The 20,184-nt window shown below is 63.6% G+C and carries 18 protein-coding genes; 16 read left to right on the forward strand and 2 right to left on the reverse strand.

All coding sequences use genetic code 11. The features are described from left to right. Positions 1–11: 11 nt before the first annotated feature. Positions 12–1,103, reverse strand: a complete 1,092-nt coding sequence (locus tag LFT47_RS08060) for a polyprenyl synthetase family protein (protein WP_236816872.1) — start codon at positions 1,101–1,103, stop codon at positions 12–14. Beyond that, entirely contained in the window at positions 1,100–1,288 is a 189-nt protein-coding gene (locus LFT47_RS21420; protein ID WP_308193892.1) for a hypothetical protein, read from the reverse strand. Before LFT47_RS21420 ends, LFT47_RS08060 begins: the two co-directional genes overlap by 4 nt. A 22-nt stretch (positions 1,289–1,310) precedes the next feature. Here LFT47_RS21420 and LFT47_RS21425 point away from each other — a divergent pair, with 22 nt between their 5' ends. The 16 genes from LFT47_RS21425 (at position 1,311) to ftsZ (ending at position 20,150) form a co-directional block, all read left to right on the forward strand. Beyond that, complete coding sequence (locus LFT47_RS21425; RefSeq protein ID WP_336885432.1) at positions 1,311–1,613, forward strand: hypothetical protein; 303 nt, start codon at positions 1,311–1,313, stop codon at positions 1,611–1,613. A 182-nt stretch (positions 1,614–1,795) separates the two neighbouring features. Beyond that, the gene (gene dinB, locus LFT47_RS08070) at positions 1,796–2,998 is read left to right on the forward strand and encodes a DNA polymerase IV (RefSeq protein WP_236818477.1); all 1,203 of its coding nucleotides are present in this window, start codon (positions 1,796–1,798) and stop codon (positions 2,996–2,998) included. A gap of 236 nt (positions 2,999–3,234) precedes the next feature. Next, the gene (locus LFT47_RS08075) at positions 3,235–3,600 is read left to right on the forward strand and encodes a DUF3040 domain-containing protein (RefSeq protein ID WP_059389148.1); all 366 of its coding nucleotides are present in this window, start codon (positions 3,235–3,237) and stop codon (positions 3,598–3,600) included. A 377-nt stretch (positions 3,601–3,977) separates the two neighbouring features. Then, entirely contained in the window at positions 3,978–4,409 is a 432-nt protein-coding gene (gene mraZ / locus LFT47_RS08080; protein ID WP_059389147.1) for a division/cell wall cluster transcriptional repressor MraZ, read from the forward strand. 179 nt (positions 4,410–4,588) lie between these two features. Beyond that, positions 4,589–5,587: a 16S rRNA (cytosine(1402)-N(4))-methyltransferase RsmH gene (gene rsmH / locus LFT47_RS08085; protein WP_236816876.1), complete on the forward strand. Its 999-nt coding sequence runs from the start codon at positions 4,589–4,591 to the stop codon at positions 5,585–5,587. Next, the gene (locus LFT47_RS08090; protein WP_236816878.1) at positions 5,584–6,249 is read left to right on the forward strand and encodes a hypothetical protein; all 666 of its coding nucleotides are present in this window, start codon (positions 5,584–5,586) and stop codon (positions 6,247–6,249) included. The genes rsmH and LFT47_RS08090 overlap by 4 nt, the downstream gene beginning before the upstream one ends. Before the next feature lie 54 nt (positions 6,250–6,303). Beyond that, positions 6,304–8,100, forward strand: coding sequence for a peptidoglycan D,D-transpeptidase FtsI family protein (locus tag LFT47_RS08095; protein ID WP_236816880.1), 1,797 nt, complete (start codon positions 6,304–6,306; stop codon positions 8,098–8,100). A gap of 159 nt (positions 8,101–8,259) precedes the next feature. Further along, a complete protein-coding gene (locus LFT47_RS08100; protein WP_442863447.1) occupies positions 8,260–9,897 on the forward strand; it encodes a UDP-N-acetylmuramoyl-L-alanyl-D-glutamate--2,6-diaminopimelate ligase in 1,638 nt (545 codons plus the stop codon). A 6-nt stretch (positions 9,898–9,903) separates the two neighbouring features. Next, positions 9,904–11,394: a UDP-N-acetylmuramoyl-tripeptide--D-alanyl-D-alanine ligase gene (locus LFT47_RS08105; RefSeq protein WP_236816882.1), complete on the forward strand. Its 1,491-nt coding sequence runs from the start codon at positions 9,904–9,906 to the stop codon at positions 11,392–11,394. Then, positions 11,391–12,500 (forward strand): phospho-N-acetylmuramoyl-pentapeptide-transferase, encoded by a 1,110-nt coding sequence (gene mraY, locus LFT47_RS08110; RefSeq protein WP_236816883.1) that lies wholly within the window; start codon positions 11,391–11,393, stop codon positions 12,498–12,500. Before LFT47_RS08105 ends, mraY begins: the two co-directional genes overlap by 4 nt. After that, positions 12,482–14,083 (forward strand): UDP-N-acetylmuramoyl-L-alanine--D-glutamate ligase, encoded by a 1,602-nt coding sequence (murD, locus tag LFT47_RS08115; protein ID WP_236816885.1) that lies wholly within the window; start codon positions 12,482–12,484, stop codon positions 14,081–14,083. Before mraY ends, murD begins: the two co-directional genes overlap by 19 nt. Positions 14,084–14,085: 2 nt before the next feature. Next, entirely contained in the window at positions 14,086–15,390 is a 1,305-nt protein-coding gene (gene ftsW / locus LFT47_RS08120) for a putative lipid II flippase FtsW (protein ID WP_236816887.1), read from the forward strand. A 6-nt stretch (positions 15,391–15,396) separates the two neighbouring features. Then, entirely contained in the window at positions 15,397–16,503 is a 1,107-nt protein-coding gene (gene murG / locus LFT47_RS08125; protein WP_236816889.1) for an undecaprenyldiphospho-muramoylpentapeptide beta-N-acetylglucosaminyltransferase, read from the forward strand. Then, positions 16,500–17,873: a UDP-N-acetylmuramate--L-alanine ligase gene (gene murC / locus LFT47_RS08130; RefSeq protein WP_236816891.1), complete on the forward strand. Its 1,374-nt coding sequence runs from the start codon at positions 16,500–16,502 to the stop codon at positions 17,871–17,873. The genes murG and murC overlap by 4 nt, the downstream gene beginning before the upstream one ends. Continuing rightward, positions 17,866–18,705, forward strand: coding sequence for a cell division protein FtsQ/DivIB (locus LFT47_RS08135; protein WP_236816893.1), 840 nt, complete (start codon positions 17,866–17,868; stop codon positions 18,703–18,705). Before murC ends, LFT47_RS08135 begins: the two co-directional genes overlap by 8 nt. A 215-nt stretch (positions 18,706–18,920) precedes the next feature. Next, positions 18,921–20,150 (forward strand): cell division protein FtsZ, encoded by a 1,230-nt coding sequence (ftsZ, locus tag LFT47_RS08140; protein ID WP_236816900.1) that lies wholly within the window; start codon positions 18,921–18,923, stop codon positions 20,148–20,150. The last annotated feature ends 34 nt before the right edge of the window (positions 20,151–20,184 follow it).

The raw sequence follows: 20,184 nt of genomic DNA on the forward strand, positions 1-20,184 counted from the left end.
TCTCCAAGAGTTCACGCGGCCCGGCTGACGGCGGCTTCGGCCAACTGCCTGAGCGCGGTAAGCGGGAGTTCAGCCAAGGGGAGGCTTTCCAAGGCTGCGAAAGCTTCGTTGCTGAGTTCCTCGATCATCGATTCCGTGGCTTCGAGCGCACCGCAATCCACGATGATCCGCCGGATCTCGGCAACCTCGGCCTCGCCAAGGTCCTGCCGTCCGAGCATGGTATCGATGTAGCTCGAATCAGTAGCCCCGGCCTGGTTGATGGCGAAGCCCACCAGCACAGTCCGTTTGCCTTCGCGGAGGTCATCTCCTGCAGGCTTTCCTGTCGTCCCGGGGTCTCCGAACACCCCCAGGACGTCGTCGCGGAGCTGGAAAGCTTCCCCAAGGGGCAACGCGAAAGCGGAATAGCCTTGCAAGAGCTCTTCGCTGGCACCGGCCAAAGCACCACCAAGGGCCAGGGGGTGTTCCGTTGAGTACTTCGCCGATTTGAATCGGATGATGGACTGGGCGCGGCGGACGGCACCTGCGCGGTCCCGCACGGGACCCGCAACTTCCTCCAGGATGTCCAGGTATTGGCCGGCCATGACCTCGGCGCGCATCAGGTTGAAGATCCGCCGCGCAGGCGTACCTGAAGCAGCCCTGCCACCAATCTCGGTGAACGCCTCCTCGCTGAACGACAGGCAGAGGTCTCCGGTGAGGATCGCGGCCGCATGCCCGAAGCGTTCGCTGTCGAGGGCCCAGCCCTCGCCCTCATGGAGCTGGCTGAACCGCTTGTGGACGCTTGGACCGCCACGCCGGGTGTCAGAGCGGTCGATGATGTCGTCGTGAATCAGGGCTGCAGCCTGGAAGAGTTCCAAAGCGCAGCCGGCGGTAATGATGTCCGGATGCGCGGACTGACCTCCGGCACCTCGCCACCCCCAGTAGCACATCAAGGCCCGGAGCCGTTTGCCGCCTGTCACAAGGCTCGTGATTGATCCCATGAGGGGGGCGACATCAGGGGAGATGGTGGCCATGGTTTCTTGCTGCGCCCCAAGGAAACCATTGAGTTTGGCCGCGACATCGCCCACAAAACGGCTCTGTTCCGAACCCGGGCTCTCCGTAGTCACTTGATTGACCCGGCGGCCACGTTGGCACCGATAGTGAACGTGGATTTGCCTGCGGTTTCCACCACTGAGATATTCACCGTTTCATTGTCGCCACGCAGGAAATCCTTTGACTTGATACTTCCCACGGTGCTGCCGGGAACTTCCTTAAAGCCCTGCGCCGTGAGCGCGGAGGTATAAAAGGCCACTACTGCGTCCGATGGGGACGCAATGGTGCCGACCAAGGCCACCGACGCCGGGGAGGAGTTCTTGTCGAAACTGCTGGATTCCACCGCTGCCTTGGGCATCAATGGAATCAGTTGCTGCGGGAATCCCGGAACCAGGGCGCCGACCGTCGCCGAAGCTCCTGCGGCCGCCGTGGACGTGGTGGCCGGCGCCGGACTTGCCGAGGAAATGGCCGCCCCGGACGATGTTGGCGCAGCCCCTTGGGATGCCGTGCCTGCAGGGGACGACCCGCAAGCCGAGATGGTCAACGCGACCCCCGTGGCCAACAAGGCCACGCTGACGGGTTGAGGCTTTCCAAAGAGCTTCACAGGGATTTCCTCCTGGGGACGACGCCGGATGCTGCCTTCAGTTTAGGGCGCCGGATGCAGCCACCAGTAACCAGTGCCGCGGCATAGGATTTCCTTGTGAGACCACGAGCAGAGAACAACGGGCGGGGCCCCGGACAAGAATCCGCCCCGGATCCCGCTGCCCTGCGGGAACTGAGGCGCACCAGCATCCTCCACGTCGACATGGATGCCTTCTTTGTCTCGGTGGAATTGCGCACCCGGCCTGAACTCAAGGGAAAACCGGTCATTGTCGGATTCCCGGTGGATCGCTCAGTTGTACTGTCCGCCTCCTACGAAGCGCGGGCGCTGGGCGTGAAGTCTGCCATGCCCATGGCCAACGCCATGCGGATGTGCCCCAACGCTGTCATCATCGAGCCCCGCCACAGCCTCTACTACGAGGTGTCCCGGGAGTTGATGGGCATATTCGAATCGATAACGGACCTCGTGGAGCCCTTGAGTGTCGACGAGGCTTTCCTGGATGTCGGTGGCGCGATCCGGAGGCTTGGTCCGCCCCTCCAGATCGGCCATTTGATCCGGCGCCGCGTTGCGTCCGAGCTCGGAATCACTGCGTCCGTGGGAATAGCGGCCAACAAGTTCGTTGCCAAAATTGCTTCTACGCGCTGCAAACCCGACGGACTGCTGCTTATTGAGGAGGGGCAGACCGTAGCCTATCTCCACAGCCTGCCCGTGAACGCCCTGTGGGGAGTCGGGGCCAAGACCGCCGATGTCCTCGCCAGGCTGGGGATCCGTACCGTGGCTGACGTTGCGGCCACACCGCTGTCTTCCTTGAAAAGGGTCCTGGGAGCGTCGGGAGAGCACGTCCACCGATTGTCGATGGGCTTGGATCCGCGGCCGGTCACGCCGACGCGCCTCGAGAAGAGCATTGGTTCCGAGGAGACGTTCGCCGTTGACACCCCGGATGAGGCGCTACTGCACCGCGAGTTGCTAAGGCTCTCCCACCGAACCGCTTCCCGGCTGCGGACAGCCGGAATGCTTGCCCGGACCATCGCGTTGAAGCTGCGCTATGCGGATTTTTCGACAATCAGCCGCAGCAAGACAATGCATACGCCAGTGGACAGCGCACAGTTGATCTATCAGGTGGCAAGCCAGCTGCTTGCGTCCTTGGGGGAGCGGCCCATGAGCGTGCGACTTGTAGGCGTCCGGGCTGAGCAGCTCGAACCGGCGGAACACACCTCGTTGCAGTTGAGCTTCGACCGCAGGGACGACAACTGGCGGGCGGCTGAACAGGCGCTTGACCGTGTCATCGAGCGATTCGGCAGCAAGACTGTCCTTCCGGCGACGCTTCTGGAGCCGCATGCGGAGCCGGGCGGGCCGGGTTCTCCCTAAGCATCGAAGAGCCCTCGCGTGCCATCCGGCGTGTCTTTCAGAACAGCGGCCAACAAACTATCCTAGAGATACACAGATTTAGACCGTCTGGATAAATTGCCATGTTGCGTCTGTTCCGTGAGACCGTGTTCACAAGACCCGGTCTTCGGGAACCCTTTTTTGGGTTCGTCCGTTCAAAGGGAACAGAGGCAACGGCCGCGGCGTATCCAGACGCTGGCCGACTAAAGGAGGTCGCGATGCCCCTCTCGGAGCACGAACAGAAGCTCCTCGAGCAACTCGAGAAGCAACTGCATGAGGACGATCCAAAGTTTGCCAATTCAATGGGCTCTGACCCCATTCGCTCATGGTCGACCAGGCACATCGTTATTGGCGTTCTAGGCACTATCGCCGGGATTCTCTTGTTGTTGGTAGGTGTGTCCTTGCAGAACATCTTCCTTGGCGTGCTGGGCTTCATTGTGATGGGCGCCGGCGTTTACTTTGCCACCCTGAGAAGGGCAGCCGGCGGGAAGTCGAAGAGTGCCAAGCCGGGCAAGTCAAAGAACTCATTCATGAGCAACCTCGAAGAACGCTGGGACGAGCGCCGCCGCGGCGAAGAGAGCTGAACGCTCCACTAGGGGGCTTTTCCTTCACCGGGATGCCGAGTCCTCCACATTGCACCGCCAGGCTCCGGCCTGATTGCGAAAAGACCCGAATATCGGGTCTTTTCGCATTTAACGCCACGTTCGCCCCACATCGCGAGCCTGTAGGCGCGGTGGCGATGCCGCCGTCGAGCGCTTCCTGGAGCGCCGCCGCAAAGCCTCCTCCACTGGCAACCACCCCTGAGATCCACGTGTTTTCGGCCTCCCGCGTTCGAAAGTGGGGCAGAAACACGCCGGATTGCGTTGACTGTGGGGGCTTGTGGAGTAAAGTGGAGCAAGTAAGAGGGTAGTGGCGGCGTGGGGCAGGTACGGGCACCTTTACGGATGGGGGCGGTGGGCCAGTGTTTCTTGGCACGCATTCTCCTCGTCTGGACGAAAAGGGCCGGATCATCCTCCCCGCCAAGTTCCGCGAGGAACTTGCTGACGGCTTGGTGCTCACAAGGGGCCAGGAACGATGCATCTACGTCTTCAGCCAGCGGGAATTCGAACGTATTCACGAATCCATGCGGGAGGCCCCCATTTCCTCCAAGCAGTCGCGTGACTACATCCGGGTTTTCCTGTCCGGAGCCTCTGACGAGGTACCTGACAAGCAGGGGCGCGTGACGATTCCGCCGGCGCTCCGGAGCTACGCAGGTCTTGAGCGGGAATTGGCGGTCATCGGCGCCGGAACCCGTGCAGAGATCTGGGATGCCCAGGCTTGGGATGAGTACCTGGCCGAGAAGGAAGCCGCCTTCTCGGAGACCGACGACGACAACCTTCCCGGATTCATTTAGAAACCGGGACAGGAAGCAGCAATGCTTCTTGGACGGGATCTCCAGCCGCCCATCACCTTGTTTTCCTGGCTCACCTTCCCCGGAGCCAGGCGGACACTGCGATAGGCGCGGATGGGGATCCGGCTCAAGAAGCGACCCGCCCAACTGACAGACGAACGATTCAGCTCTGAGGAGGCCGCATGGAGGAGCAAGACGCGCCAAAACCAACCTCGGAGCGACATGTACCGGTCCTGAAGGACCGGTGCATCAATTTGTTGGCACCGGGTTTTGAGGCCGCCCGCAGCCGTGGCGAGACGCCCGTCGTCATCGACGCCACGTTGGGAATGGGTGGCCACTCCGAAGCGATGCTGCAGCGCTTCCCCGATCTGCACCTTGTTGGCATAGACCGGGACGAAGAGGCCCTCGCCCTCGCCGGTGAGCGCCTGCAACCTTTCGCGGCCCGCACTGACCTGGTGCATGCCGTCTATGACGAAATCGAAGATGTCCTCGTAGACCTTGGAATCCCGGAAGTGCACGGCATCCTCATGGATCTGGGTGTGTCTTCCCTCCAATTGGACGAGCGGGAGCGCGGCTTTGCCTACTCCTACGACGCGCCGCTGGATATGCGGATGGACACCAGCCGCGGCCAGACTGCCGCCGACGTCGTCAACAACTATTCCGAAGAAGACCTGGTACGGATTATCCGCAAGTGGGGCGAGGAGAAGTTCGCCGGTCGGATCGCAAACCGCATCGTCACGGCAAGGGCCGTCAAGCCTTTCGCCACCACCGGCGAGCTCGTCGAGCAGATCCGCGGCGTTGTTCCTGCGGCCGCCGCAAAGTCCGGCGGGCATCCGGCAAAGCGGACTTTCCAAGCCTTGCGGATTGAAGTCAACGAGGAACTCGACGTTCTGGAGAGAGCAGTGCCCGCGGCCCTCTCGGTCTCGGCAATGGGCGGACGGGTAGTGGTGATGTCGTATCACTCACTCGAAGACAAGATCGTGAAATCGGTCTTCCAGTCCCGGTCCAAGTCGTCGGCCCCGCTCGGCTTCCCCGTGGAGCTGGAAGAGCATAAGCCGGAATTCAAGACCCTGACCAAGGGCACGGAAGTGCCCACACCTGAAGAAATCGCCGAAAACCCGCGTGCGGCATCTGCCCGCCTGCGGGCCGTGGAACGCATCAAAGCGAGGAGAACAGCATGAGCACCGCTGCCGCGAAGATCCTGCCGACCACGGTGGGGAACACCGCGCGTGCCCTGCCCGCCCGGGGACCGGAACGCGACACGGGCCGCAAGGCGCGGACACCGCTCTCGCTCGTCCAGAGTGTTCCCGGACGACGGCGGACTCCCTTCGTCGTCTTTTGCTTCGGCGTGCTGGCGGCCGCCTTGTTGACTGTCCTGGTACTCAACATCTCCGTTTCCACGGCCCAATACGACCTTGTGAAGCTCCGGAACGACGCTGCATCCCTGAACAAGCAGAACCAGGATCTGACACAGCAGGTCCAGAACTACCAGGCTCCCCAGAATCTTGCGGCCAAGGCTGCAGAATTGGGCATGGTAGCTTCCACTGCCACGGGCCAGATCGATCTGGACAACCTGACCGTCACAGGAAAGGCCACGCCGGCAACCAAGGGACAGAATCCCGGTGCCGTCATCGCTGCTCCTGCGGTTGCAGGCCAATCCAGCGTCGCAGCTCCTGCACCCGCCAAGAACGATTCACTGGACACCCGTAAGCCCAACGGTGCAGCCGACTCCACGGCGGCCAAACCGCAGGCGCCCGCGGTTCCTGCGGCACCCAAGCCGCCGGTTGTGGATCTCCACGGTGGTTCGGTCCCCGCTCCGCAGCAGAAGGTACCCGGGCAGTAGCGTCCAGCCGACCTGATTTCAGGTGACCAGCAAGGCAAGCAGCAAGGAATCGACGTGGTGCAGAAGACCGGCAAATCGAAGAACAAGAGAACGCCGGTGGCGAAGAAGCGCCTGCGCCTCGGCCTCGGAATCATGCTGACGCTGTTGCTGGTGGTCGGGGGCAAATTGTTCCTCGTCCAGGGGCTCGACGTCGGTGGCCTGGCCGAGGCTGCCTACAACAACCGGCTGACGACCACCGTCCTGCCGGCCGAACGCGGCAAGATCATTGACGCCAACGGCACCGTGCTGGCCAGCAGCGTGATCCGTTACAACATTGTGGTGGACCAAACGGTCAACACCAACACGTCCGAGTTTTCGCGCTACAACGCCCAGACCCAAGCCATCGATAAGATCTCCAGGACCCAGGGGATAGCGGAGCTTTCCAGCGTCCTGGGGATGGACGTCAACCAGGTGACTCAGGCCGTGACCGGCGGCAAGAAATACAACATCGTGGCCAAGGAAGTGAAGCCGGACGTCGAGGACCGGATATCCCAACTCCACATCCCGGGTATCGTCTCGGAGGGCATCAGCAAGCGCGTCTATCCCAACGGCAGCGTCGCCGGTGGCATCATCGGCTTCCTCAAGGACGGCACCACGGGCCAAGCCGGCCTTGAGCAGACCCAAGACGACCTCCTCCGCGGCAAGGACGGCAAGCGCGTCTTTGAGATCGGCGCGGACGGTCTCCGTATCCCCGTGGCAACCGATCTGCTGACCCCGGCAGTCAACGGCAAAGACGTCAAGCTGACGCTGAACACGGACATCCAGTACTTTGCGCAGCAGGCCATCCAGAGCCAGGTCAACCAGCTCAATGCCGAGTGGGGATCAATCGTCGTTGAGGACATCAAGACCGGGAACCTCATTGCGATGGCGGATACGAACGCCCCGGATCCCAACGACCCGGGCAAAGTGGCGGCTGCGGACCGCGGCGTTCGGTCAGTGACAGCCGCCTATGAGCCTGGTTCGGTGGAGAAGATGATCACCGCGTCCGCTGCGATCAATGAAGGAAAGTCCAGCCCCTTGGACACCGTTACCGTTCCTCCTGCCGTGACCATCGACGGTCAGACCTTCACCGATGCCTTCCTCCACGGAACCGAACAGCGGACCCTCGCCGGTATCCTCGGCTACTCGATGAACACCGGTACCGTGATGATCGGCAGCCGGTTGAGCAAGCAACAGCGCTACGACTATCTCCAGCGCTTCGGCATCGGGGAAGCGCCGGACATTGGTCTTCCCGCCGAAGCCTCAGGAATCCTTGCCAAGCCCGATCAATGGGACGACCGGCAGCAGTACACTGTCCTGTTCGGCCAAGGCGTTTCCCAGTCCACGCTGCAGACCGTCCGGGCATACCAAAGCGTGGCCAACGACGGCGTGATGCTGCAACCCAGGTTGATCGACGGCTACGTCGGCGCCGACGGGGTCGAGGCGAAAGCACCTGCCAAGGACGCCCGGCAAGTCGTTACCAAGGACACCGCGCAGCAAGTGCGGGACATCCTGGAGAGCAACGTGACGATGGGCGAAGTGAAAGATGCCGGCATCGACGGATACCGGGTGGGCGCCAAGACGGGAACGTCCGAGGCACCCCGCGAAGACGGCCTGCCCGGCTTCGATGGCTTCACGGCTTCCATCATTGGGATGGCGCCCATGGAAAATCCACGGTTCATCGTCGAGGTTGTTGTCCAGAGGCCCAAGGGCAACATCTACGGCATCACGCAAGGACCGATTTTCCGCTCGGTGATGGGCCAGGTCCTGCGCACCTACAACGTCCCGCCGTCCACCGGCACTCCGGCGCGGTTCCCCCAATACGGCAAATAAGGACCAGGACTGCACATAGGGGCAGTACGGCAAGTAGTTCAGTTTCGCCAAGTAAGCTTGTTGGGCATCTGTCCGGCCACATTTAGATCAACCCATGCCGTTAGCGGGAGCCCAAGGGTTCCCGCGCGGCCAGTTTTACGAGTACCAACGGAGACCACCTTGTCAGAGCAGAATGATGCCGTATCGATCCCTACAGGGAACCCGCCGGCTACGGACAAACCCGGCTTCCGTCCAGCCGTCGTGGCGCCCGTTGCCCTGGAGGCCATCGCATCCTCCCTCGGAATCGCGCTGACCCCGGACTCAGCCGGTACGTCGGTCACTGGTGTGTCCCTCAACTCGCGCACCGTCGAGCCGGGTGACCTGTACTTGGCCCTTCCCGGTGCCACACGCCACGGGGCAGACTTTGTCACCCAGGCGGTGGCAGCCGGTGCTGTGGCCGTTGTGACCGATGAGGACGGCGCACGTCAACTGGCACTTGAGGACCTTGCAGTTCCGGTGCTGATCGTTGGCGATCCCCGTGCAGCCGTCGGCACCCTCGCTGCCCTCGTTTATCGAAGCCAGCCCCTCGATGGGGTTTCGCCCACGCTCTTCGGCGTAACTGGTACCAACGGCAAAACCACGACGACGTATTTCATCAACTCCTTGCTCCGTGCCCTGGGCATGAATCCGGGCCTGATCGGGACGATTGAAATTCTTGCGGGGGGCGAGGCCATCCCGAGCCTGCTGACCACGCCGGAGTCAACGGACGTCCATGCCTTGCTCGCCCTCATGCGTGAACGTGGGTTGGAGGCGGCTTCCATGGAGGTTTCTTCCCATGCTCTTTCGTTCCACAGGGTCGACTCGGTGACGTTCGACGTTGCCGGCTTCACCAATCTGACGCAGGACCACCTCGATCTCCACGGAAGCATGGACGAATACTTCCGTACCAAGGCGGAGCTGTTTACGAGAGCGCGCGCACGGCGGGCCGTAGTGACCGTGGACGATCCGTGGGGGCGCTTGCTGGCCGAAGAGGCGGGAATTCCCGTCACCACGCTGTCGGCCACCGCCGGGAGCGAAGCTGACTGGACGGTCGAGTCTTCCAAACCACGCGGACTTGGAACGGACTTCGAATTGCGCCACCGCGATGGATCGGTCCTGCGCGTCCATACAGGATTGCCGGGTGATTTCAACGTCGCCAATGCGGCCCTGGCCACCATCATGGTGCTCGACTCCGGCATCGACCGGTCGGCACTTCAGGCGGCGCTGGACAGCCACGATCCCTTCACCGTTTCGGTACCCGGCCGGATGCAGCTGATCTCGGATGCCCCGGCTTCCGTTGTCGATTTCGCACACAACCCGGACGCGCTGGCGCGGGCCCTGAAGGCCGTACGATCGCAAGCACCCGGATCCCGGGTGATCGTCGTTTTCGGCGCCACAGGACAGCGCGACCAGGGCAAGAGGCCGACCATGGGCGCCATCGCCGCCCGGCTCGCCGATGTCGTGATTGTCAGCGACGACGATCCCCATGACGAAGACGCCGCGGCGATCCGTGCGGAAGTCATCGCCGGCGCCCGGGCCGCCCGCGAGTCGGAGGACCTTGACTGCGAGATCGTGGAAGCGTACCCCCGGGACGTCGCCATCCGCCAAGCCGTGGATCTGGCCACCGAGAAGGACACCATCCTGATCGCCGGCCGAGGACACGAGGTCTGGCAGGAAGTGAAGGGCGTCAACCTTGCCCTCGACGACCGGGTGGAACTGCGGGCGGCCTTGACAGCCAGGGGATTCAAGGTTTCCACGGACGAGCGGATAGAGTCCTAGACCGAGATGATTGCACTTACTGCGGCGGAGATCGCCGATATTACCAATGGCCGATTGGCAGCGGATCCGGGCATTGTCCCGGCGTCCATCGTCACCGACTCCCGCGAGGCGGCCGCCGGATCGTTGTACGTGGCCAAACCAGGAGAGAACGCCGACGGCCACGCCTACGTGGGCGCCGCTTTCGAGCGCGGGGCTGTCCTGGCGCTGACCGAGCGCGACGTTTCCGACGACGACGGCCGGCCGTACCCCGCCGTCGTCGTCGATGACGCCGTGATCGCGATGGGTGCCCTGGCCGCAGAGTCCGTGCGCCGCATCCGCGCCGCACGTACGGCCCAAGGGGAGCCCTTCACTGTCATCGGGATCACAGGCTCGGCGGGCAAGACCACCACCAAGGACTTGCTCGCGGGCATTCTTTCCCGGGACGGCGCCACAGTGGCACCGCAGGGTTCGTACAACGGTGAAGTCGGCGTGCCGCTCACCGTGTTCGGAGCCGATGCGGGCACGCGTTACCTCGTGATCGAAATGGGCGCCACCGGTGTCGGCCACATCAAATACCTCGCCGAGATGGTCAAGCCGGACATCGGCGTCGTTCTTTGCGTCGGCACCGCCCACGCCGGAGAGTTCGGCGGGGTGGAGAACATAGCGAAGGCCAAGGGCGAACTCGTCGAGGCGCTGGGGAAGGACGGAACCGCCGTCATCAACCTCGACGACGCGCGCGTCGCGGCGATGGTCTCCCGCACCCAGGCCAAAGTGCTCGGAACCACCGCTACGGGCATTTCCGGCTCCGAGGTCGAAGCCAGGAACGCCGATATCGATGAAGACGGCCACCCGGAGTTCGAACTCATCCTTCCCGACGGCGGGGTCCCCCATCGCGTCCACAGCAAGCTCATCGGTGCGCACCACGTCACCAACCTGCTTGCCGCCGCGGCCGCCGCGTTCGCGGCGGGCCTCCCTGCAGCCGGGATCGCCGACTCGCTGAGCGAGCAGTCCCCGGCCAGCCGGTGGAGAATGGAACGCACTGAACGGGCAGACGGCGTCACCATCATCAACGACGCGTACAACGCGAATCCGGAATCCATGCGTGCAGCCTTGCGCACCCTCGCCGACCTCGGCCAGGGGCGCCGCACCTGGGCGGTGCTGGGCGCGATGTTGGAACTCGGCGAAGATTCCATTCGCGAACACACCGCAGTGGGGACGCAAGTGGTTCGCTTGAACATTTCCAGGCTCGTGGTGGTTGGCCGCGAAGCCCGGGCGCTGTACATTTCCGCGATCCAGGAAGGCTCCTGGGGCGACGAGTGCATTTTCGCCGAAACGGCCGACGAGGCCTACGAACTGCTGCAGGCCGAGCTCAAACCAGGCGACTTGGTGCTTTTCAAGTCCTCCAACGGGGTCGGCTTAAGGCATTTGGGTGATCGGATAGCATTACCTCCACAGGCCGGTACGAGTGCGAACACCGCGGCTGCAACTGCCGCCAATGAAGGGAACGAGCTGCTGTGATTGCACTGTTGATCGGCGCGGGCGTCGCCCTCCTGGTGGCTTTGGTCGGAACGCCACTCTTCATCCGGTTCCTCGTCACCAAGGGATACGGACAGTTCATCCGCGACGACGGACCCACCTCCCACCACACCAAGCGTGGTACTCCTACCATGGGCGGGACGGTCGTGGTGGCCGCCGTCCTCATCAGCTATGGGTTGACCCACCTGATCATGTGGATGATGAACCCGCGATCACCGGGCCCGTCAGCTTCGGGCTTGCTCTTGTTGTTCCTGATGGTGGGTATGGGATTCGTTGGTTTCCTCGACGATTTCATCAAGATTTCCAAGCAACGCAGCCTCGGACTCAATGCCAAGGCCAAGCTGATTCTCCAAGCATTTGTTGGCATTGTCTTCGCAGTACTCGTCCTGAACTTCCCCGACTCGCAGGGGATCACGCCGGCCTCAACCCATATTTCCCTTGTGCGGGACATTCCCTGGCTGAACCTGGCCTTCGGGGGCACCGTCCTCGGAGCCATCCTGTTTGTCATCTGGTCGAACCTGATCGTGACTGCGGCAACCAACGGCGTCAACCTGACGGACGGACTGGACGGCCTTGCCGCCGGCGCCTCCATCATGGTCTTCGGGGCGTACACACTCATGGGAATCTGGCAGAACAACCAGGCGTGCGGTTCACCCCGCGAGGCGGGCAGCGGCTGCTATTCGGTCCGCGACCCGCTCGACCTGGCGCTCCTGGCGGCCATTTGCAGTGCCGCGCTGGTGGGTTTCCTCTGGTGGAACACGTCTCCGGCGAAGATCTTCATGGGAGACACCGGGTCCCTGGCGATCGGCGGAGCGGTGGCCGGCTTTGCGATCCTCTCCCGCACCGAACTTCTCTTGGGCATCATCGGTGGGCTTTTCGTCCTCATCACGCTGTCGGTCATCATCCAGGTGGGCTACTTCAAGGTCACCAAGGGTAAGCGGGTCTTCAAAATGGCGCCCCTTCAGCATCATTTCGAACTCAAGGGCTGGGCCGAGATCACGGTGGTTGTCCGATTCTGGATTCTTTGTGGCTTGTTCGTCGCCGCAGGCCTTGGGATTTTCTATGCTGAATGGGTGGTGCTGCTGTGAGCGCAAGTCCTGAAACCAAGCCTTCTGCCAACGACCGGCTCGAGAGCCTCGTCAGTTGGGATTCCGACTGGAAGGGCCTGCGCGTCGTCGTGACGGGCATCGGCGTCTCCGGTTTCGCGGCCGCCGATACCTTGATAGAACTCGGCGCCCGTGTGGTGGTTGTTGACGCCGCCACGAGCGCCAAGGCCCTCGCCCAGGCGGACACCTTGAAGATCGTCGGCGCAGCAGACGTCCTCCTCGGCCAGGACGCCGTCAGAACGCTGCCCCGCGTGGACGGTGAAAAGCCCGACCTCGTCGTGACGTCGCCGGGCTGGCGGCCGGACCAGTCACTCCTGGCAGCTGCCAAAAGGGCCCACGTACCGGTGTGGGGCGACGTCGAGCTCGCCTGGCGGGTACGCGAACGCAAGGGCCGTAAGACCGCGGACTGGCTCACGATCACGGGGACCAACGGAAAAACCACCACGGTGGGCATGACCGAAGCCATGCTGCAGGCAGCAGGGCTCAAGGCAATCGCCGTGGGGAACGTAGGCACCCCCATCCTGGACGCACTCCGTGACCCCGTGGAGTACGACGCTTTCGCGGTTGAGCTTTCCAGCTTCCAATTGCACTGGATCGAATCGCTCTCCCCGGTGGCGAGCGTCTGCCTCAACGTCGCCGAGGACCACGTCGACTGGCACGGCTCCTACGAGTCCTACCTCGCGGACAAGGCAAAGATCTTCGAGAACACCCAGAAGGCGTGCATCTACAACGCCGAGCAGATCGAGACCGAACGCATGGTGGAAAACGCCGACGTTGTCGAGGGTTGCCGGGCGATCGGTTTCACCACCTTGACTCCGGCTGTCAGCATGCTCGGCGTGGTCGAGGGCTTGCTCGTGGACCGCGCGTTCATCGAAGAGCGCAAGAGTTCCGCAGAGGAACTCGCCTCCCTGGCGGATCTGGGCACGGCTGCGCCGCGACACATGGTTGCGAACGCGCTGGCCGCGGCTGCACTGGTGCGCGCCTACGGCGTCGAACCGGCCGCAGTGCGTGAGGGGCTCAGGAACTATCTCCCCGGGGACCACCGTATCCAGCCTGTCGCCAAGCAGAACGGCGTCCTCTGGGTCAACGACTCCAAGGCGACCAATCCGCATGCTGCGTCTGCGGCCCTGTCGGCTTTCGATCACGTCGTCTGGATCGCCGGCGGCCTGTCCAAGGGCGTCAACTACGACGACTTGGTCAAAAGCAACGCGCACAGGCTCAAGGCGGTCGTGCTGATCGGCTCCGACACCGCGGACCTGGAAGCCTCCCTCAAGCGACACGCAGCGGATGTTCCCGTAATCGGGCAGCCCAAGGGCGACACTGAAATGGTGCAGTCCGCCGATTCAGCTGGTACCGCCGCGGAACCGTCTCCGATCTTCGGCGACACCGTGATGGCCCATGCTGTCGAGTCGGCAGCAAGTATCGCCGAGCCCGGCGATACCGTGCTGATGGCCCCGGCGGCTGCCTCCATGGACCAGTTCTCTTCCTACGCTCACCGTGGCGATGCTTTCATCCGGGCAGTGCGCGAGCTTGTGGAAGGCCAGGCACAGACCACCGAGGAGTAACAATGGTCAGCACGCCCACGCGCAGCGGGCCCGGGCGGACCCGGGCCGGTAAGGCAGACCCCGCCGGACCCGCGGCAGGCGTGGCGCGGGCCTCGCTGCCGTCCCGCATCCGCTCCGGGATTTCCGGGTTTTGGTCGACTCTGGAAGGAAGCGGTAAATCGAGCGGCGGGTCAACCTACTACTTGATTCTTGGAGCTTCGCTTGCCCTGACGGCCATCGGGATCATCATGGTCCTGTCGGCGTCGAGCGTCGAAGCGATTGCGGCCGGCGAATCCCCGTACTCCATCGCCACTAAGCAGGGCATGTTCGCCGCGATCGGCATCGTTGCGATGCTGGTGCTTTCGCGGGTCAACGTCCTGTGGCTCAAGCGATTCGCATGGCCCTCGATCATTCTTGCCGGCGCCTTGCTGGTGCTGGTCCTGGTCATCGGCAAACGTGTTCTGGGCAACCAGAACTGGATCGAGATCGGCGGCTTCACCTTCCAGCCATCGGAGTACGCCAAGTTCGCGCTCGTGCTCTGGATGGCCACGGTTCTTTCCGTCAAGGCAAAGCTTCTTGACAAATGGACGCACGCGCTGATCCCGGTCGTGCCGGTCTCCGGCGCCATCGTCACCTTGATTGTCCTGGGACATGACCTCGGCACCTCGCTTGTGGTCATGCTCATCATGGCTGCGGGATTGTTTTTCGGCGGCGTCAACTTGAAGCTTTTCGCTGCGGCCGGTGGCGTTGCCGCAGCTGCTGCCCTGATCCTGGCGTTTACGAGTGGAAACCGGATGTGCCGGATCACCTCGTGGATGGGGCAGAGCTGCGCAGGGGCAAGCGACATCGGATTCCAGAGCGAACAGGGGCTCAGCGCCCTCGCTTCGGGAGGTTGGCTTGGTGTTGGACTTGGCCAGAGCCGGCAAAAATACCAGTGGATTCCCGAAGCTCACAACGACTTCATCTTCGCTGTCATCGGGGAAGAACTCGGGCTTGTGGGGACGATCGTGGTCCTGGTGCTTTTTGCCTTGCTCGCCGTGGCCATTTACCGGGTCGTCAGCCACCAGGAAGACTTGTTCGCCCGGGTGCTCGGCGGATCGATCATGGCGTGGATGCTTGGACAGGCCGCGATCAACATGGCGATGGTGGCAGGCCTGCTCCCCGTGATCGGCGTGCCGCTGCCCTTCATTTCCTATGGGGGTTCAGCGTTGGTGATGTCGCTATGCGGCGTGGGCGTAGTGTTGTCTTTGGCCCGCGCCCAAATGGCTCCCGCCAGCCGCTCCAAGCCGCGCTGGCGATTTGCGAAAACTGCACGAAAGCGTACATAGCACTCCATGAATTCCCAGCCCAAGCCCCTCTCCGTGGTCCTCGCCGGCGGAGGGACCGCCGGACACATCAGCCCCCTGCTTGCCATTGCCGATGCCATCAAGTCGCTCCGGCCCGATGCCAGGATCCTTGCCGTCGGCACACCCAACGGCATGGAAACGCGTCTCGTTCCGGCTGCCGGCTACGAGTTGGCCACCATCGACCGGGTTCCGTTTCCCCGGAAGCCTTCCGCCGACCTGCTCAAACTGCCCGGCAGGCTCGCGGCCGCTGTCAAGCAAGCCGGGCGCATTCTCGACGACGCGCAGGCGGACGTCCTCCTCGGCGTCGGCGGCTACGTCTGCACGCCCATGTATCTCGCGGCTTGGCGTCGCAGGATCCCCATCGTCATCCACGAGGCCAACACGCGTGCCGGGCTTGCCAACCGGGTAGGAGCGATGTTCACCAAACATGTGGGTGTGGCCTTCCCCGAGACCCGGTTACGGCACGCCCGCCACGTGGGGATGCCCATGCGCAAGGCCATCGCCGGTTTGGACCGGGCGGCTTGGCGCGCGGACGCCAGGCAGTCGCTCGGTCTGGACGCCGGACAGCCCGCACTTATCGTGACGGGCGGTTCCTCCGGCGCCCAGAGCATCAACCGCACCATAGCCGGAGCCGTCGCCGCTTTGTCGGAGGCCGGTATCCAGACACTGCACATCACCGGCCGCGGCAAGGCCGTGACGAACGACGACGGCGCCCCCTTGGCTGCCGACGGCTACCACCAGGTGGAATACGTGGACGGCATGGAAAACGTCTACGCGGCTGCGGACGTCCTCCTTGCCCGATCCGGCGCGGCAACCGTCAGCGAGGTGGCCGCCGTCGGGCTCCCTGCGGTCTTCGTTCCGCTGCCCATCGGAAACGGTGAGCAGGCATTGAACGCCTCCGCGCTGGTCAAAGCCGGGGCGGCGCTTTTGGTCGATGACCGGGCCCTGACCGCGGAATGGCTCAAGGCCGAGTTGATTCCTTTGCTCACGGATCAAGCCCGCCTTGAGGATATGGCCAGCAAGGCAAAGGAACTTGGCATTAGAAATGCTGATCGGCGGATGGCCGATCTCGTCTTGGAAGCGGTAACCGAATGACCCAGCCCCCCGCAGACATCGATTACCTCGGCAGGATCCATTTCATCGGCATCGGCGGCGTGGGCATGTCTGCCGTCGCGCGCATCATGGTGGCCAGGGGCGTTCCGGTGAGCGGTTCCGACGCCAAAGACCTCCCCGTCATGGACGACCTCCGGTCCGCGGGGGCCCGGATCGCAGTTGGCTACGCCGCGGAAAATCTTCGTGACGCGCAGACCGTCGTCGCGGGTTCGGCCATCAGGGCGGACAATCCGGAGCTTGAAGCGGCCCGGGCGGCCGGCCTTCCGGTGCTCCACCGCTCGGAGGCCCTCGCGGCGACCATGGGCGCAGACCGTGTGGTGACCGTGGCCGGCACGCATGGCAAGTCCACCACCACCTCAATGGTTGCCGTGTTGCTCAAGGAAGCGGGCCTTGATCCGTCCTTCGCCATCGGCGCCAACGTACCTGCCCTCGGTGTCAACGCAGCGCACGGCACCTCGGACATCTTCGTTGCCGAAGCCGATGAATCGGACGGTTCTTTCCTCAACTACCGGCCCCTCATCGCCGTCGTCACCAACGTCGAGGCCGACCACCTCGACTACTACGGCACGCCTGAGGCTGTCTACGCCTCCTTCGACAGCTTCGCGGCACTCCTGCCCGCCAACGGCGTTCTTTTCGCCTGTGCGGACGACGACGGCGCCCGGGCCCTCGCGGAACGCACCCGTGCTGCGGGCAATACCCGGGTGCTGGCCTACGGGACCGCGGAGGACGCGGATATCCGCCTGCACGATGGGGGACCCGGCGACGTCCTGGTTTCCATCGACGGGCGGGAATACCGCCTTGACCTTCAAGTGCCCGGGCGGCACAACGCGTTGAACGCGGCGGCCGCGTTCGGCGTCGCAGTCGAGCTCGGCGTGGCGCCCCAGGCTGCCGCGGCCGCCCTCGGCCATTTCACCGGAGCATCGCGGCGATTCGAGTTCAAAGGACAGGGGAGGGGCGTGCGCGTCTACGACGACTACGCCCACCACCCCACGGAAGTCCGGGCCGCCTTGTCCGCTGCCCGCTCCGTGGCAGGCGGCAACAAGGTGCACGTGCTCTTCCAGCCCCACCTGTTTTCGCGCACCCGAGAGTTTGCGGAACAGTTCGCAGAGGCGCTTGGCGAGGCGGATACGGCCCTCGTGCTGGACATCTACCCTGCCCGCGAGGATCCCATTCCAGGAGTCACGAGTACCCTGATCACGGGGCGCCTCAAGAGCGGCAGGCTCGTGGCCGGCGGACAGGAAGCGCTGGACGCGGTTCTTTCCGCGGCCGGCGAGGGTGACATCGTCCTGACCGTGGGAGCCGGCGACGTGACGGCCTACGGGCCCCGGATCGTGGAGCTGTTGGGTGGCTGACACCAGGAAGCCCACTTTCAAGCCGCAGGCGGGCACCCGGCCCGGAGTCGTCAGTGCTGAACGCAGCCTCGACGATCCCGTCGGGGGCCCTTCGGGGTCCGCCGGCGGGAAAGACAGCAATGTGCTGGCCTTTCCGGAGCCCAAGGGACGCAAGCGGCGGCGGGCCGTGATCACGGCCTTGGCCATTATTGTGGCCCTGGTCGCCGGAATAATCGTTGCGGCGATTTACTCGCCGGTGTTCGCCGTGCGCACGGTGACGGTCGACGGCACCAAGCTGCTCCAGGCGGGGAGCGTCCAGAAGGCCCTGGAACCAGTGAAGGGAAAACCCCTTCCGCAAATCAGCGACGCCGAGATTGCCGCGCTGCTCAAGCCCCTTGTCCAAGTGCGCTCCGTCAGTACCGAAGCCCGCCCGCCGTCGGAACTCTTGGTCCACGTCGTCGAACGGGTACCCGTGGCCCTGGTCAAGAGCGGCGACAACTATTCACTGGTTGACGTCGACGGCGTCCAGCTCGGATCAACCGCCGATACCGCATCGGTTGCCTTGCCCCTCATCGATGGGCAAGGAGCCAATCAGAATCTCTTCAGGGCGATCACCGCAGTTCTTGCGACCCTCCCGGCGGATGTCCTGGCGAAGATGGCCAGTGCGTCGGCCTCGTCGCCGGACGCCGTCGAGCTCAAGCTCACAGACGGCAAGATCGTTGTGTGGGGAAATGCGGACGAGAAGGAGCTGAAGGCGCGCGTCCTTCAGGCGTTGCTCAAGGCTCCCGCCAATCCAAAAGTTCCGGTGAATGTCTACGATGTCAGCGCACCGAGGCACCCGTTCACCAAATAGGCCATTTCAGGTAGTAGCCTCACTGACGCACAGGGCTATTTTTCGGACTTTCACACGACACGCGGAGGCGGTCATTGAATGTCGGATTCATAGCCCATACCGTCACTTAAGAGTTACTTGACATAACTATAACCTTCAACTAGAGGGTTAAGGTCCAAGGATTCAAGTTGGACTCGATCTGTTTCGCTATAGGACACAAGCAAGGGGCACGAAACGTGGCAGCACCGCAGAATTACTTGGCCGTCATCAAGGTCGTCGGCATCGGCGGCGGTGGCGTGAATGCAGTTAACCGAATGATCGAAGTCGGCCTTCGCGGCGTCGAGTTCATCGCCATCAACACCGATGCCCAGGCTCTCCTCATGAGCGACGCCGACGTCAAGCTTGACGTCGGACGCGAGCTCACACGCGGCCTGGGAGCCGGCGCCAACCCCGACGTCGGACGCCAGGCCGCCGAGGACCACGCCGATGAGATCGAAGAGGTTATCCGCGGAGCCGACATGGTCTTCGTCACCGCAGGCGAAGGCGGCGGCACCGGAACCGGCGGCGCCCCCGTCGTGGCCCGGATCGCACGCTCGCTCGGAGCCCTGACCATCGGTGTCGTCACGCGGCCCTTCACCTTCGAAGGCCGCCGGCGCGCCGGTTCGGCCGAGGCTGGAATCGACGCCCTGCGCGACGAAGTCGATACCCTCATCGTCATTCCCAACGACCGCCTCCTGTCCATCAGCGACCGCAACGTCTCCGTCCTGGACGCTTTCCGTTCCGCTGACCAAGTACTCCTGTCCGGTGTCCAAGGCATCACGGACCTCATCACCACCCCCGGCCTGATCAACCTCGACTTCGCCGACGTCAAGTCGGTCATGCAGGGCGCGGGCTCCGCGCTGATGGGTATCGGCTCAGCGCGCGGAGAGGACCGCGCTGTCAAGGCCGCAGAGCTCGCCATCGCTTCGCCGCTGCTCGAAGCGTCGATCGATGGCGCCCACGGCGTCCTGCTCTCCATCCAGGGCGGTTCGGACCTGGGTCTGTTCGAAATCAACGAAGCCGCAAGGCTCGTACAGGAAGTGGCCCACCCCGAAGCCAACATCATCTTCGGTGCCGTCATTGACGACGCCCTGGGTGACGAAGCGCGCGTCACGGTCATCGCCGCCGGTTTTGACGACGTCAAGGCCACATCACCGTCAATGAACCAGTCTGCTGCCCAGCAGCCCGGTCAGCACCAGGCCCCGGCGGCCCCGGACCGTCCGGCACCCTCAGCCGCACCGGCCTATTCCGCGCCGCAGCACGTTTCCGCCGGCGTCGGCGCTTCCGGCTTGAGCAACTGGGGCCAGCAGCGCCCTTCCGCGTTGCCGGCTGACTCGGGCTTCGACGTCGACCTTCCCGCCGTCGTCGAACCGGACCTTTCGGGAAGCCGCACCGACGACCTTGATGTTCCGGACTTCCTGAAGTAGCAGGTCCGTTCAAACCCACCCAGGAGAGTTAGCC

Origin of the sequence: Arthrobacter sp. FW306-2-2C-D06B (assembly GCF_021789175.1) — a bacterium.
GTDB lineage: Bacteria > Actinomycetota > Actinomycetes > Actinomycetales > Micrococcaceae > Arthrobacter.

Coding starts and splice junctions, on each gene's coding strand:
- LFT47_RS08105 (WP_236816882.1), top strand. CDS start 9,904: ATGATTGCACTTACTGCGGCGGAGATCGCCGATATTACCAATGGCCGA.
- rsmH (WP_236816876.1), top strand. CDS start 4,589: ATGGAGGAGCAAGACGCGCCAAAACCAACCTCGGAGCGACATGTACCG.
- LFT47_RS08090 (WP_236816878.1), top strand. CDS start 5,584: ATGAGCACCGCTGCCGCGAAGATCCTGCCGACCACGGTGGGGAACACC.
- LFT47_RS08075 (WP_059389148.1), top strand. CDS start 3,235: ATGCCCCTCTCGGAGCACGAACAGAAGCTCCTCGAGCAACTCGAGAAG.
- ftsW (WP_236816887.1), top strand. CDS start 14,086: ATGGTCAGCACGCCCACGCGCAGCGGGCCCGGGCGGACCCGGGCCGGT.
- LFT47_RS21425 (WP_336885432.1), top strand. CDS start 1,311: ATGGTGCCGACCAAGGCCACCGACGCCGGGGAGGAGTTCTTGTCGAAA.
- murD (WP_236816885.1), top strand. CDS start 12,482: ATGGGTGGTGCTGCTGTGAGCGCAAGTCCTGAAACCAAGCCTTCTGCC.
- murG (WP_236816889.1), top strand. CDS start 15,397: ATGAATTCCCAGCCCAAGCCCCTCTCCGTGGTCCTCGCCGGCGGAGGG.
- murC (WP_236816891.1), top strand. CDS start 16,500: ATGACCCAGCCCCCCGCAGACATCGATTACCTCGGCAGGATCCATTTC.